This is a genomic window from Danxiaibacter flavus (assembly GCF_041060425.1).
GTDB lineage: Bacteria > Bacteroidota > Bacteroidia > Chitinophagales > Chitinophagaceae > Danxiaibacter > Danxiaibacter flavus.
In genome coordinates, this window is record NZ_JAULBC010000007.1 from 461,376 (window position 1) to 475,968 (window position 14,593).

Annotated in this window: 10 protein-coding genes; 8 read left to right on the top strand and 2 right to left on the bottom strand. The window is 37.9% G+C overall.

The features are described 5' to 3' along the window. The first annotated feature begins 9 nt into the window (after positions 1 to 9). From QTN47_RS21245 to QTN47_RS21275, 7 genes are all read left to right on the top strand, one after another. On the top strand, positions 10 to 399 hold the full coding sequence (locus tag QTN47_RS21245; protein WP_369331438.1) for a plasmid mobilization protein: 390 nt from the start codon (positions 10 to 12) through the stop codon (positions 397 to 399). Next, complete coding sequence (locus QTN47_RS21250; protein ID WP_369331439.1) at positions 387 to 1,259, top strand: relaxase/mobilization nuclease domain-containing protein; 873 nt, start codon at positions 387 to 389, stop codon at positions 1,257 to 1,259. The genes QTN47_RS21245 and QTN47_RS21250 overlap by 13 nt, the downstream gene beginning before the upstream one ends. Before the next feature lie 435 nt (positions 1,260 to 1,694). Continuing rightward, positions 1,695 to 3,686: a conjugal transfer protein MobC gene (gene mobC / locus QTN47_RS21255; RefSeq protein WP_369331440.1), complete on the top strand. Its 1,992-nt coding sequence runs from the start codon at positions 1,695 to 1,697 to the stop codon at positions 3,684 to 3,686. A 412-nt stretch (positions 3,687 to 4,098) separates the two neighbouring features. Beyond that, positions 4,099 to 6,306 (top strand): DNA/RNA non-specific endonuclease, encoded by a 2,208-nt coding sequence (locus QTN47_RS21260; protein ID WP_369331441.1) that lies wholly within the window; start codon positions 4,099 to 4,101, stop codon positions 6,304 to 6,306. 250 nt (positions 6,307 to 6,556) lie between these two features. Continuing rightward, entirely contained in the window at positions 6,557 to 7,087 is a 531-nt protein-coding gene (locus tag QTN47_RS21265) for a hypothetical protein (RefSeq protein ID WP_369331442.1), read from the top strand. Between the two features lie 360 nt (positions 7,088 to 7,447). Further along, positions 7,448 to 8,293 carry a transposase gene (locus QTN47_RS21270; RefSeq protein ID WP_369331443.1) on the top strand — a complete coding sequence of 282 codons (846 nt, stop codon included), beginning with the start codon at positions 7,448 to 7,450 and terminating at the stop codon, positions 8,291 to 8,293. Positions 8,294 to 8,383: 90 nt separating this feature from the next. Continuing rightward, a complete protein-coding gene (locus QTN47_RS21275) occupies positions 8,384 to 8,992 on the top strand; it encodes a transposase (RefSeq protein ID WP_369331444.1) in 609 nt (202 codons plus the stop codon). Positions 8,993 to 9,213: 221 nt separating this feature from the next. Here the strand turns inward: QTN47_RS21275 and QTN47_RS21280 are convergent, their stop codons facing one another. Further along, complete coding sequence (locus tag QTN47_RS21280) at positions 9,214 to 12,243, bottom strand: sensor histidine kinase (RefSeq protein WP_369331445.1); 3,030 nt, start codon at positions 12,241 to 12,243, stop codon at positions 9,214 to 9,216. 33 nt (positions 12,244 to 12,276) lie between these two features. On the opposite strand from QTN47_RS21280, the gene QTN47_RS21285 reads away from it, so the two are divergent. Next, positions 12,277 to 13,812: a clostripain-related cysteine peptidase gene (locus QTN47_RS21285; protein WP_369331446.1), complete on the top strand. Its 1,536-nt coding sequence runs from the start codon at positions 12,277 to 12,279 to the stop codon at positions 13,810 to 13,812. 130 nt (positions 13,813 to 13,942) lie between these two features. Here the strand turns inward: QTN47_RS21285 and QTN47_RS21290 are convergent, their stop codons facing one another. Beyond that, positions 13,943 to 14,407, bottom strand: coding sequence for a hypothetical protein (locus QTN47_RS21290; protein WP_369331447.1), 465 nt, complete (start codon positions 14,405 to 14,407; stop codon positions 13,943 to 13,945). Positions 14,408 to 14,593 lie beyond the last annotated feature (186 nt).

Genomic DNA, 14,593 nt, shown 5'->3' on the forward strand with positions numbered 1-14,593 from the left:
TGAACTGTGATGACAAAAGCACAAAACAAGAAGAATAGATGGCTGCATATACGTTTAAGCGAACCGGAATATCAAAAGATTAATGGTTACTATCAACAAACAACCTGTCGAAAATTAAGTCAGTATGCACGTAATGTCTTACTTCAAAAAGCAGTTGTATTCAAGCATCGCAACCAGTCACTAGATGACTTTATGACAGCATTAATTGAACTCAGAAAGGAGCTGAATGCTATTGGAAATAACCTCAATCAAACCGTAAAAAAACTGCATACCCTTCAAGCCATTGACGAGTTTAAAAGCTGGCTGGAAACAGCTCAGTTGCAGCGGCAAAAAGTAGTCGAAAAAACGGAGCAAATCCAATTAAAGATTAATCAAATTTCAGCGCAATGGTTGCAGTAATAAATACCGGAAATTCGATTAGCCGAACACTCAATTACAATGAGCAAAAAGTTCAGGAAGGAAAAGCCAAATGCATTGGTGCAGTTAATTATCCAAAAGACCCTGATCAGCTCAATTTTCATGAGAAATTAAACATGCTAAAAAGGCAAGCCGAACTAAATGAAAATGTGAAACGAAATAGTGTACATATCTCACTGAATTTCGATCCATCAGACCGGCTTGACGCAGAGAAGATGTTATCCATTGCTCACTCTTATATGACGGAGATTGGATTCGGAAATCAGCCCTATCTTATCTATCAACATTTTGATGCAGGACATCCGCATCTACACCTGGTATCATTTAAAGTTAGAAACGATGGCAGCCGTATAGACATGCAAAACATCGGCCGAAATCAGTCTCGCAAGGCTTGTGAATCACTGGAAAAGGCATACAAACTCACTGTTGCAAAGGGCCGAAAACAGACAATAACGAAATCGGCAAACACTATTGAGGTTGCCAGGTATGGCAAGTCTGAAACGCGGCGTGCCATCAGTAATGTTCTTGAAAAGGTCCTACCTCAATATTTATATACATCTCTGCCGGAATTAAATGCAGTTTTAAAGCAGTATAATGTAGCAGTTGATGGATGCAATACCAACTCAAGAACATTTAGAAACAACGGCTTGTTTTACCGTCTTTTGGATAGCAAAGGGAAACCTGTAGGAATTCCAATAAAAGCAAGTCTTTTCTATAACAATCCCGGACTAAAATTTTTGACTGAACGTTTTAACGAAAATGAATATAAAAAACTCCCTTTTAAATCGAGGATAAAGAATGCAGTGAACATCGCATTTACAAAAAACAAAATATTGATTTAAAAAGTTTTGTAGATATTCTGCAAAAGGATGGAATACATGTTGTCCTAAGACAAAATGCAAAGGGAATTAACTATGGCATTACTTATATCGATCATCAAACCAGGGCTGTTTTTAATGGAAGCGACCTCGGAAAGGATTATAGTATCAGGGCCATTATAGACAGATGCAAAGGGACTACTGATTTCAGTAGTCGCGACAAATTAAGACTTGGTGTCCCTAACAACGAACGAAATTTTGCAAAGCCATCAAAAGATCCATCCGTCTCATATTCTCCGTACAGATATCATCCTGATAAGATTGAATATTTCTTTGAAAAACTTGTGAAGGATGCGCTTCGACCTGAAGCCAATTTTGACTACGTTTCTCCCGGCTTTAAGAAGAAAACTAAAAAGAGAAAAAGAAAACAATCAAACAATCTCTAAAATTATAGTTGTTATGTCATTTCAAACCGGTGAAAACGAACAAGCATTAAGGAAGATTCTTGATATGACCAGGCTGGTAAGTATACTGCTTCTAACCTTGCATTTCTACTATTATTGTTATACTGGTTTTTATGAGCTAGGATGGACGAATAATCTTGGTGACAGGTTATTACTATATATCAAAAAAACCGGTTTATTTAATAGTTTCCACAAGTCGAAACTGCTGGCTTTGGCATTTCTTATTATAGCCTTACTCGGAGGCAAAGGCCGTAAGAGCGAGAAATTAAAAACCAAGACAACATTCGCCTATATAAGCGTTGGATTGACTCTCTATTTTTTGAGCTATTTCATTTATCCTGGCATTGATAATTCAACGATGAATTACCTGCCTTATATATGCGTAACAACAATAGGATATATACTCGCTTTAACGGGTGGCACGCTGCTATCAAGGATCATCCATAAAAGGCTAAATGATACGGACATATTTAACCGCGAAAACGAGACCTTTCCTCAAGAAGAAAGGCTACTGCAAAATGAGTATTCCATTAATCTACCAGCCCGTTATCATCTAAAGGACAAAATTCGAAAAAGCTGGATTAATATTATTAATCCGTTCAGGGGCCTGCTTGTTTCCGGAACACCAGGTTCGGGAAAAAGTTATTTTGTTATAAGGCATGTAATTACGCAGCATATTCAAAAAGGCTTCTCCATGTTTGTCTATGATTTTAAATTTGACGATCTAACTAAAATCGTATACAATACCTGGCTTCGATCGAAAAGTAAATATTCAATATACCCGGAATTTTATGTAATTAATTTTGATAACTTAAGCCGAAGTCATCGTTGTAATCCGCTTGAACCATCTGCCATGACTGATATTACCGACGCAGCGGAGTCTGCTAGAACAATCCTGCTTGGATTGAATCGGGAATGGATCCGGAAACAAGGTGACTTTTTTGTGGAGTCCCCAATTAACTTTCTCACAGCCATCATATGGTATTTGCGGCGATACAGGGACGGTGAATTTTGCACTTTGCCTCATGTGATAGAATTGATGCAGGTCGACTATGATCGTCTTTTCAGCATTCTTAGAACTGAAAAAGAAATCGAAGTGTTGATCAATCCATTTGTAAACGCTTACATCAATGACGTGATGGAACAATTGGAGGGTCAGATTGCATCGGCAAAAATTGCTATGGCAAGATTATCCTCCCCTCAGCTCTATTACATCCTATCAGGAAATGATTTTACTCTGGACATCAATAATCCTCTAAAGCCAAAGATCGTTTGCATGGGAAACAATCCTCAAAAAATACAGATTTATGGTGCCGTTTTGTCTTTATATGTCAACCGATTGATTAAGCTGGTTAATCAAAAAAACAAGCTGAAATGCAGCCTAATTTTTGATGAATTCCCAACAATTTATTTGAATAATATTGACAGCCTGATTGCCACCGCAAGAAGCAACAAAGTAGCTACCTGTCTGGGCATCCAGGATTTTAGCCAGCTACGTAAAGATTATGGCAAAGAACAGGCAGATGTAATCACAAATATTGTCGGCAATATAATTTCAGGACAGGTTACTGGAGACACAGCCAAACAGTTGTCTGAAAGGATAGGGAAAATCAACCAGGAAAAAGAAAGTTTGACAATCAATAGCGGAGATACTTCGATAAGTCGTTCAAGGCAACTGGATACAGCTGTGCCCGCGTCAAAAATATCGGCACTATCGAGTGGACAATTTGTAGGTCTTGTAGCTGATGATCCGAATGAAAAAATTCATCTCGTAGCCTTTAACTGCGAGATTATAAACGAACATGACCGGATAAAAAACGAAGAACGGTCCTTCAGAAATCTACCGATTATAAAGAATTTGAGCAACCAAGTAGTACAGCTTTCCTACCTGCAGGTAAAATCGGATATTGAAGAGCTAATTCAAGCTGAAATGGAACGGATTTTTAACACCCCTTCTTTAATGCATTTAATCGTACAAAAGTCATAATTACCACCTAACCCTGCAACAGAACAAAGAACGAAGAGTTTGCCTTTCCCCAATTGCCTTGATCATAACACTTACCTAGGCAGCCAAATTTTCAAAGAGGTTTTTTAAAAAAAACAAGGCTGTCTGTTCTGCCTTATTACTTTTGGTGTGATATGGCCTGGGCATTTTCTTTTCAATCCGTTAAAAAGTTACAAATGCAAGACAGTAAACGCGTTTAATGTGATTTTATGATTGATCAAAATTTCAAAATAGCTATTTATAGCTATTGCTTTGGCCCTTTAAAAACATATATTGATGCACTTATACCTGTTCGTTATAGGAGTTAAAATTTTATTAGTTATTTCAGTTTTGCTCATACGCTATTGCAAACCACATTCATTTTGCATAGATTTATAATACCAACCATCTACCCATGATCATCCCTGTAACTCAACTAGACCAATCTGAGATAAAGTATGCCGCTTTACCCAATGCACCGGTAAGGGAAAATATAGACAACCTTGCTGACGAAGTATTGATTTCAAATGTCCCTGAAGGGATCACTGAAGGAAATATCCTGCCTACTGAAGTAAACAATCAGGAAAGAAAAAAGATGCTTCAGAAGGTTCGTTACGAACCGCCGGAGTTTGCCTATGAACGTTCGATTGGAGAAAACGACGCCGTATATAGCAACTTCGTAGAATTGATACACGTGGTCAAGCGAAAGGTCGGCCGGATCGTTGTAAAAGACGGCATCAGAATTGTCGGCTATGCGACAGGCTTTATGGTGACGGAAAATCTTCTATTAACTAATTGGCATGTTTTCAAAACAATTGAGGCAGTTGCTGACAGTTACGTTGACTTTGGCTATGAATACGACATACTTGGAAACCCATTAGAACCAACATCATTCTCGTTTAGAAGTGATGTATTCTATTACTCCAACCAAGCCCTTGATTATTGCCTGGTAGCCGTTAACCATATAGACAACAGTGGCCAGTCGTCACTCACAGATATCGGGCATATTTACTTAGATCCTTCACTGGGTAAAGTCGGAAAGGAAAATGTAGAGCTGCTTAATATTATACATCATCCTGATGGAAAATATATGCAGCTCTCTATCCGGCAGAATTTATTTGTAAACATCACCCCAACAACTATTTGGTACAAAACGGATACAGCTCCCGGAAGTAGCGGAGGACCGGTATTCAATGACCAGTGGCAGGTGGTAGCATTGCATCACTCCGGCGTTGGCAGAAAAAATGCGAATGGCGAATATGTTGATAAGAAAGGAAATGTGATACCCGTGGTGGAGGGCAAGATCGACGCTTCCAAAGTTGATTGGATTGCCAACGAAGGCATCAGGATAAGTGTGATTTTGAATGACATTTTTGCCCGATACCCGGATTCTAATATTGTAAATAATTTAAAAAAGAAAGCGTCGGTCAATACAGGATTCGATAATCATCAGCCTGATTCTCACAGACCGTTGATAGCAAATACACTTAATTCAAATGAAACTGATATGGCTACCACTAATTCAATCACCGATATACACATTACCGTACCTGCTGAGGTGCTCGAAAAAAATGGAGTAATTAATATAAGCATTAACCAGGGAGTACCTTCCCCTACACCATCGGTAAATAATATCTCCCCAGCCGCTTTGCGATCTCCTGATGCTACTGTTAGCAACGATGAAACAGATGGGGAAGAAATCAAGAAACTTGAGGAGACCACAAGTTTTGACAAGTGTAAAGGATATCAATCCAATTTTCTGAAAGGCCATAATATTCCAATGCCGAAAACACAAGATTCAATAAAGAAATTTTTAGCAAAGATTAATGGAACTGACGATCCCGTTTTGAAATATTATAACTACAGCTCCATATTCCATTCCGTACGCATGATGCCACTCATTAGTGCCATCAATGTAGACGGAAATCCAAATAAAAGGCTTGACACTTCTAAAAGGAAAGACGTTTGGTTGAGAGACACCAGGTTGAGTTTTGATATACAATTAGATGATGCCTACTATCGAAACAGTGGATTTGAAAAAGGTCACATGAGTCGCCGCGAAGACGCGAATTGGGGGGCAACGGCCGACGATGCAAAACGAAACGCGGATCTGACATGCATGTATACGAATGCCTGTCCACAAGTAGCCACGATCAATAAAAGTACCCGCAAGGGATTGTGGGGTAAACTGGAGACGATTGTTTTGGAAAAAGGTGCCAACCTCGAAAATGGAAAGACTTCAAAAATTACCGTGTTCAACGGCCCCATCTTTAATGATGATGATCCTGTTTTCCGCGGCATACAGGTGCCTATGGAATTTTTCAAGATCGTTTTATGGCTTACTGATAACGGTGATTTAAAAGCCACTGCATTTAAACTATCCCAGGCTGATAACGTGGACAATATTGATTTTGAGCAGCTTAATCTGGACGAGAATGTAGAGTTTAAAGAATACCAGATAAGCATAAAATCGCTACAGAGGAAAACGAAAATCGATTTTTCAAACTTGTTTGACTTTGACACCTTTCATGATAATGGAGCAGATGAAATAGCATTAAATTCTGAATTTGAAATACTATCCCTTATTAAGGATCATAATGCCGGACAAACAAAGATGGTATAAAAACGTGACACCATTGCTGACGATAAACAGTGTATATGGTTAGAGCCTAAAACTGATATAATAAATTACTTCGAAGGAACGTGCAGGTACCCATCGGGCATGAGCTATTATTTGCAGAGCATTAGAACAAGAAATGAAAGTAGAAAAAGTATTGTGAACAGACCCTTCTATGGAAATTTACTCGGGTAGTACCATAAACTATATTTTCGGCTGCAAGCATTTGGTGACATACCATTAAAAAAAAAATAAAATGGAGCTTTACAATTTACACACTATTGTAGATGGATTAGAATCCCTTGCTGCAATCGAAAAAGAACATCCAGTTATAGGAAAGCAACTTTTTGACTTTGTAAATGAAGTTAACAGCTGCTGCGAAATGGCTTACAATCGTCTTTCTCAAGCACTCGGGAATGTCAGGAATTTGTCTTCCCAATCAACTAAGAAAAAGGTCGATGATGTTATCGGGCAAATTAACGAAGCCCCAGATAGTAAATGGTTTAAAGAAGTTGCAGGCATTTGTGACCAACTTGCAGTTCTTGCATCACGACATCAAAGTGATTTTTCTTTACAACTTCAATACACAAGCTCCTTTGGTGACAATTGGGAAGATGCTAAAGATAAAATGATATCAACACATTATTCGGCACACTACAAAATTGCACCACTATTTTCTTTACTGGAGCAACATGAGCGACAATTAAAGGATGATATTCGAGGGTTGTATTCAATGTTCAAAGTAAACTTAGCACAGCAAAAGAGACTGGAAGTTTCCAAGATTTAAGAAATTATGCAGTTGAAGTACAAAATGAAATTACTCAATGTATTGACGAAATAAAAAAAATTAGCTTTCAAATAAGAGGAACTTCATCAGATGGTTCTACCATCGTTTTGACACCTGAAAAGATTGCCGAAAATGCTTTAAAACGTCCAGAACGCATGATAATACTCAATATGTTTTTTTTGATAGTTGTTCTTGCGACAGGTGCAACAATTTTCCAGTTTTTAAAAATCCATCAATTTATCCTTTTAACCAGTTTCGCAATCACAATTGTAATTGTAATTAGGGTCTGCTGTTCAAAAGTTGGTTCGAGGCTGTGATTGAGTTTGAGCTAACTTTGGAACAACAAAAGTGCAAAGATATATGGCAAAAGCAAAAAAAAGCCGTGCATCTAAGCAAGATTACTTGAGCCCTCAGCAGTTAGTCTTGTCCGGCTTTGAGTCTCCATTTTCCAATCAGCTTCTGGCTACGAACCGTTGGGTAATGCTAGCCAATAACATTCCCTGGGATGCATTGGTAAACACCTATAATCGTCAGTTAGGTAATAAGTTTACGGGTGCGGGGAGCATCAATCCAAGGGTTGCAATAGGCTCGTTGATCATTAAGCATTTGTGTAATATTAGTGACAGGGAAACCATCTTGCAGATACAGGAAAACATGTATATGCAATATTTTATTGGTTACAGCAGCTTTAGCAATGAAGCACCTTTTGATGCAAGTTTATTTGTAGACATACGAAAACGCTTAACGCTTGAACAAATAAATGAGATTAATGAAAAGATACTGGCGATAATAGATAAAAAAGCAGATACCGATAAAGAGCAGGCCAGTAATGATATGAATGAGCAGGATCCGATGGGTAACAGGCAGTCTGCAGAAGAAAATGTATCAGGGCAGATCAAAGATGCGGGTGAGCCTCCGGCTCCTACACATAAGGGTAGTTTGTTGATGGATGCTACGGCGTGTCCGCAGGACATAGCCTATCCGACAGACCTAAATATTTTGAATGATGCCAGGGAAAAGTCGGAAGAGTTAATAGATGAACTTCAGTCAAACCTATCAACCGTCAAACCCAGGACATATAGGAAAGTAGCGAGAAGAAAATACCTTAAAACAGCACAAAAAAAGAAAAAGACCAAAAAGGAAATCAGAAACGCTATCAGGCAACAATTACAGTATTTAAAAAGAAATATCAACAGCATCCACTAACTACTGATGCAGTATGATAAAATACCGTTGCGCAAAAAGCAATATAAATACTTGCTTGTGATACAGACCGTGTATCATCAACAAAAGTATATGTATGATAACAAGGTTCATAGTGTAGAAGATAGAATAGTAAGCATACACCAGCCACATGTACGCCCAATCGTTAGAGGTAAGATGAATGCAGATGTAGAATTTGGTTCTAAAATACAAGTGAGTCTGGTAAATGGGATAGCCTTTCTGGATGAATTATCGTGGGATGCCTTTAATGAGGGAACAAGACTGGAACACTCTGTGAAGCAGTATAAAACCCGGTTTGGATTTCATCCTAAAGAAGTATTAGCAGATAAAATATATTGCAACAGAGCAAATAGAAAGTGGTTAAAAGATAACAACATTAAATTACGAGCCAAGCCACTAGGGCGTCCCTCTTCCTGCGGGGCATTGTCGATTCCTGTAAGACCCGGAGAAAGAAATCCAATTGAAGGCAAATTTGGCCAGGCAAAAACGGCTTACGGAATGAATAGAATAAAAGCCAGGCTAGCAGAAACAAGCCAAACATGGATAGCTTCAATTGTGTTGGTGCTTAACCTGGTAAATATTATCGGGAGGGCATCCCTATCTCTTATCTGCAAATTAATGGACTGGATTAAATCAGTATACCTGTTACCGGAATTCAAAAATCCAGTTCCGCTGACTTAATCAGCAGACCCTAATTAACGCTCTATACCTAAGAACGATTGATAAACTAAGTGAGGAAAATTTTTTAAAATTATTGCAGCTGGCATTATTAAAGTTTTTTGCTCCAATAACCAAAAAGAAAAATTAATAATAAATATTCACGTGGCCTACAGTTTTTTCGTATGCAATATCATGAGGCAACACTATTGGTGGTAACTGATTGTAATCGGCTACTACAATTATTATTTCCATCTAAACAATGATTTCATCAGCGCTTTTGCGAAAGATTTTCTTTTTTGATCAATGATTACCCTCGATATCAATACGGTTTCTGTCCCCTGATTTAATTGAGAATGTATAAAGCAGGAGTATTTTATTTGATTTGCTCTCAGCTTAATATTTCTCAACCCATTGCCCTTTGGCACTGCACTCAAATCAAATCCATTTCCATTATCTCTTATATTAATTTCCTTGACAGTTCCATTCATAGAAAAAGAAATAACAATTTTGCTACAATCTGCATACTTGATGCTATTTGTAACAACTTCTTTGACTATAAACAGAAGATTTCTCTTTTCAGTTTTCGATAATGCCTGGGACCTAATTAAATTGTCAATTTTGAATTCAACATTAATTTTACTTGCATCAGCTACAGGATTTATAAAAGCCTGTAGTCGTTGAATAAGGAATTCAAATGCGTCATCTGAATTATCCAATATCCAAATCATATCGCGCAAACTAAGAGAGGCTTGTTTTATCGAATCCTTAATCAGCGAAAAATACATATGTTGTTCAGCAGAAGTTTCTGCTAAATGCGCAAAAATTTTTACGCTATTCAACGTACTTCCTATATCATCATGTAAATCTCTCGCGATGTTTTTACGGACCTCTTCTTTTTCCTTTAGCTGGTTTAGTCGGTATCTATAAGCACCAAACAAAAGGCTTGTGAAAAGTGAAAAGACTGCGACCTTGAAGAGAACAGTTTCATACCACTTTGGAAGAAAAATCAGTTTGATTGTTTTTGTTGCACTCCACACATTGTTTGTGTTGCAGGCTCTAATATGTATATCATAGTCACCAGGCTTTAACCCTGTAAGTGAAATGAAATTTTGACTACCGATATCTATCCACGGGTTATTCTTTTTATTAATTTGATATTCATATTTGATGTTAAAAGGACTTACGTAATCTACAACGGTAAAATACACGTTTGTTTGAGAAGCACTGCTGGGAATGTTAAGCGTTTGCATTTCGAGATTAGAAGAGTCTATAATGTTGTCAGCAGTCTGGATTTTTACGCCTTCGATATACAACAGCGGAGGAGTGTTTTGAACAGCAAGGAATTTGGGATCAACAATAACAAAACCATTGACGCCACCAGCGTAATATTTATTTTTATATACAGCGCCGCACGCTTCTTCAAACGTATTATCCTGCAAGCCATCTGTGTCATAGTATCGTGTAAAGGTCTCCGACTTAATGTCAAAAATGGATAACCCATAGTTGCTTGTAAGAAGCAACAGGCTGTCTTTAAAATTAAACACCTTGTATAGCCCTGAATTTCCTAATCCTTGTTTTAGTGTGTAGATTTTTAAGAGGTTAAAATTCTTGTCGGTCTTTAGCAACCCTTCGCCGTAAGCATTTATCCAATAATAATCAGCGGTTTCAGTCATATCCATAAGAACTCCTATCTTATTACCCAGTTGTTGATTCTGAAAAGTAACGCGTTTCGTTTTCATGTCCCCGGGATAAAACTCGGTCAGTCCAAAATCTGATAGAATGACCGGGTGTTCCTTGCCATTTAGAAAAATGGAATTGATATTGTTTGAAAATAACCGGGATTGCTCATTTGCTTCGTCGTCTTCCAATCGTTGGATTGAATGTTTTTTATAATTCCATATCAGCACGCCTTCATTATTTTCAGAACCAACGATGAGCATTGAATCACCAATCCCCACAGCGCTGTTCAATTCCCAATGCCTGTAGGGTACAAATTCGCGATAGACATTTGCAAGCATGTTTACTTTGCCATGAGCAAACAGTTTAAGTTCATCCTTGCCCGAAATGACAAATTCTCCGCGCTTAATGCAAAAAACATTTTGCACACGATTACCCTGCGTTAATTGTTTAACATAGCTGTCGCCATTAACGAGAAGCAGCCCGCTCTTCACTCCAACCAGCGTTTGCTTGTCATTCAGCGGTTGCACGGCATACAAATGACTCAACTTATCATTAAAAAGTCTTGAGTTGATTATCGGAAAGAATGGACTTTTCAGGTTTTTAAGTACTGCGAGCCCTTGTTTACAGCCTACCCATATATTTTTGTTCGAGTCCTCATAACAAACAGTTAGATCAGCAAGTAGCTTCCTGTCGCTAGTTTTTCGCGGTTGCAACTCAATGCTTTTATTCGTCAAATGATTATACACCGTGAGGTTATTGGCGCATAGATATAAGGAGCTGTTTCCTTTTGACAAGATGTAGTTTATTTCCTGCTTATAGGATGGCGATCTTTTGTTGAAGTAGATCTGTTGTGCAACATGCGAGTAGGTTCTGTCAAACGTCAGTTTATACAAACCGTTTTTGGTACCCAGGTAATAAGTGTTCTCATTGGTTATTGTGCCAGACAACGGCCAAAACGTAGAGTTGTCGGAAACTTGTGTAATTGAAAAGTAAGGAATGGTTTTTATAATCGAATTTCTCGTTGGGTTGTATATAACTAATCCAACATCCAAAATGCCGCACCAAACGTTGCCATTTTTGTCAACCTCTACCGTTCGAATATCCTTTTGCAGCAAGTTTAGATTCTTGGTGCCATGAATTTTACCATCCTCAAACGCAGCTGTCCGGACGTTAAAAATCTCCAGTCCACCTGAGGTTGCAATATAAATGTAGTCATTTAGCCGCTTAGCCGCAATACGCCAGCTTTCACTCAGGTGATCGTTGTTAAAAGGAATAGCATACTTAACCTCTCCGGTAATTACATCAATGCCGTTAATGCCCCCCAAATTGCATATCGCCCACACTATCTGTCGTCCCTCATCATAAATCAAATCCCTGATGTCGTTGGAAAACAGTTCTTTCTTTTTCTCCAATCCTTTGTTATAAATTGTAAAAATTCTGCCATCAAAACGGTTAAGCCCATCCTGCGTAGCAATCCACATAAACTTTTTATTATCCTGAATTATTTTATGTATATTGTAGTTACTAATGCCATCTCTTTGAGAATAAAACGCTAAATCCCGGGTCTCCACATCTTGAGCGTATACACTCAAATTTATTACGTAAAAAAATAAATGCAACATAACATGAGCGACGATAATACCACTAACCCTGAATGGTTGATTATAATACTTGTTTATAATCACAAATATCTTGACCAGCTTAACGGTCCTACGGCTGGGTTTATTCCAATGGAATGTCAAAAGAATCACCTGTTTAATGCGTTTGAAGATATAAAATATAATAATAATTATAAAGTAGTTCTTGTAGAAAACAGGCTGGAATTTTTCGAGGAGAATAAACAGATTAAAGTTAGAGAAGTAATTAATATAGTGAACAAAGACCCTTCAAGACTCGATACAGTTGCAAGGCACATTCCTTCAGATGGCGATATGACATCGAGTGCGAAATTATCCAAATTATTGAAAGACATAAAATCGAAAGTCACTGCAAAAAAACATGCATTAATCACTTTTGGACATGGTTCTATTTTCGGCATCAACTTGATTTCATCACCCAACTATTCCCTGCAGCCGGTTTATAACAGACTAGTAGATTTGTCGTTCTGCAATCAGCAGCCAAAATCTAAGGACCAGCCTACACCTACGAAAGTCAATATATTGGATAAAATTGATGTAAATCAGTATTTTGTGAATAACGCTGCTACGCCTGAGCATTTTTTCAACAATGACGGCTCGTTGAAAAAAGAACTGATAGGAAGTAGGGAGAAGATTTTGGAAGAAATCGACAAAGATATCATCCTAAGCAACAGGGATATTGCAGAAACGATAAAGGACGTTTATGGCAAGCTTGATCTTCTCGTAATGTTTAACTGTTTAATGCAGAGTGTATTTACTCAATTTGAGCTAAAAGACTGTGTCGATTACTTTGTTGCACCGGTTTCGGGAATCAGTCACCCGGGGTTTAATTACCGCGGTATTTTTGAAGCGTTGAAAGCGGCACAGCCCCCGGTAGGTACTCAAGATCTGGCCATGTTGTTTTTGAGCACAATTAAAGATGAAAAGGATAAATACTATAAAAAATTTCAGAAAGACATCGATGGTACATGGAAAATTGTTTGTAAGAAATTAGTGCCTGAGCAATATGTTGCCATCAAGAAATCTTTTTCGGATTTGATGAACGAGATTTTGCTTTTGAAGCAGCAAGGCACACGGGTGTTTGCCTGTTTGGATCAAACTTTGGGACAATGCTTTAACTATGCCACCTATTGTTTGCCCAGCAACGAAGCCCAAATTGACCTTTTAGTGTTTACTACTTACCTGATCGAAAAAATAAATAAGGGATTCTCCAAATTTGTCAATTTAAAAACTGCTGCAGTAAGCCTTCAGCAATCATTGCAAGCAGTTCAAAGTAGTTCATTCGTTGGCGTTTCATTTTTTAACAGCACCGACAGCTTTATTGATAAAAAATATTTTAATCTTCTTAATTATGGATTTGGGCTAACGCTGCAGAATTCTAAATATCCACCTTTAAGTCTCCAGAACCAGGTGTATTCACAAAATCCAAACCTAGCCAATTGTTTTCCGGATTTCCTAAATGATGGAGGAAGCCAGCCCTTCTTAAAATTTTACGATGCGTTTTGTGACATGAATAGAGTTTAATCCTGCTTAATTCTAGTTGATATAACTGCAGAAAGCTTTTCAAGTACTCAACTAGTGATGCCTGAAAAACTTTCCGTTATTAATATGGAAGCGATTATTATCAGCTCCATCCTAACCCAGCGACTATTTGTTAATTTGAACTGTGGACCGGTTCTTGCATTGCGGCAGCCAGCGTTGTGTCTGCGTTCTGTGTTTTAATGTTTGAGTTTTGTGTTTTTCCAACACCGCCAGATGGACTCATTCTTAACATGATTTGACCATCCTCTTGCTTAAATCCTTTTAACACGGTCAGCTCTATGGCATCAAGCTTCACCACGATCGATTTCTTGTCTGCATCAAACGCTTCAAAATAAACCTGGTTCTGTATTTTTTTCTCAAAGTCGTCGCCTGCGTCCAAAATAAAGTCGTCATATTTGTTGATGATACCCTTTGCTTCCACATCCGGAATAAAAACTTGGATATCAATAACCCAACCTCCATTCTCGCCATCGATTTTAGTAAGTTTTATTCCTTGTGTTACAGAGTCGTCTACATTTTCCGGATGTACTACTCTTCCTCCGGCAAAAAAAATTGATTTTGTTACGTCAACTGGCATAATTTTAAGTTTTAGGTTTTACAAATAGGTTGCTCCGTTTGTTTAAGTTATTTATTTTTTTCTTTCCTCGCAAGGGGTGTGCGCTTTTTCTGAGCCGACTGTTACAAATAGTTTGTTTGCAGGTATGTAAAATGAACTTGAAGAAAAAAGATTTAGGGGTTACTATATCATTCCCATACCTTAATT

What these genes read in the sequence shown, in the direction of transcription:
- QTN47_RS21245 (WP_369331438.1), top strand. Translation starts at nt 10, where the DNA reads ATGACAAAAGCACAAAACAAGAAGAATAGATGGCTGCATATACGTTTA.
- QTN47_RS21250 (WP_369331439.1), top strand. Translation starts at nt 387, where the DNA reads ATGGTTGCAGTAATAAATACCGGAAATTCGATTAGCCGAACACTCAAT.
- mobC (WP_369331440.1), top strand. Translation starts at nt 1,695, where the DNA reads ATGTCATTTCAAACCGGTGAAAACGAACAAGCATTAAGGAAGATTCTT.
- QTN47_RS21260 (WP_369331441.1), top strand. Translation starts at nt 4,099, where the DNA reads ATGATCATCCCTGTAACTCAACTAGACCAATCTGAGATAAAGTATGCC.
- QTN47_RS21265 (WP_369331442.1), top strand. Translation starts at nt 6,557, where the DNA reads ATGGAGCTTTACAATTTACACACTATTGTAGATGGATTAGAATCCCTT.
- QTN47_RS21270 (WP_369331443.1), top strand. Translation starts at nt 7,448, where the DNA reads ATGGCAAAAGCAAAAAAAAGCCGTGCATCTAAGCAAGATTACTTGAGC.
- QTN47_RS21275 (WP_369331444.1), top strand. Translation starts at nt 8,384, where the DNA reads ATGTATGATAACAAGGTTCATAGTGTAGAAGATAGAATAGTAAGCATA.
- QTN47_RS21285 (WP_369331446.1), top strand. Translation starts at nt 12,277, where the DNA reads ATGAGCGACGATAATACCACTAACCCTGAATGGTTGATTATAATACTT.
- QTN47_RS21290 (WP_369331447.1), bottom strand. Translation starts at nt 14,407, where the DNA reads ATGCCAGTTGACGTAACAAAATCAATTTTTTTTGCCGGAGGAAGAGTA.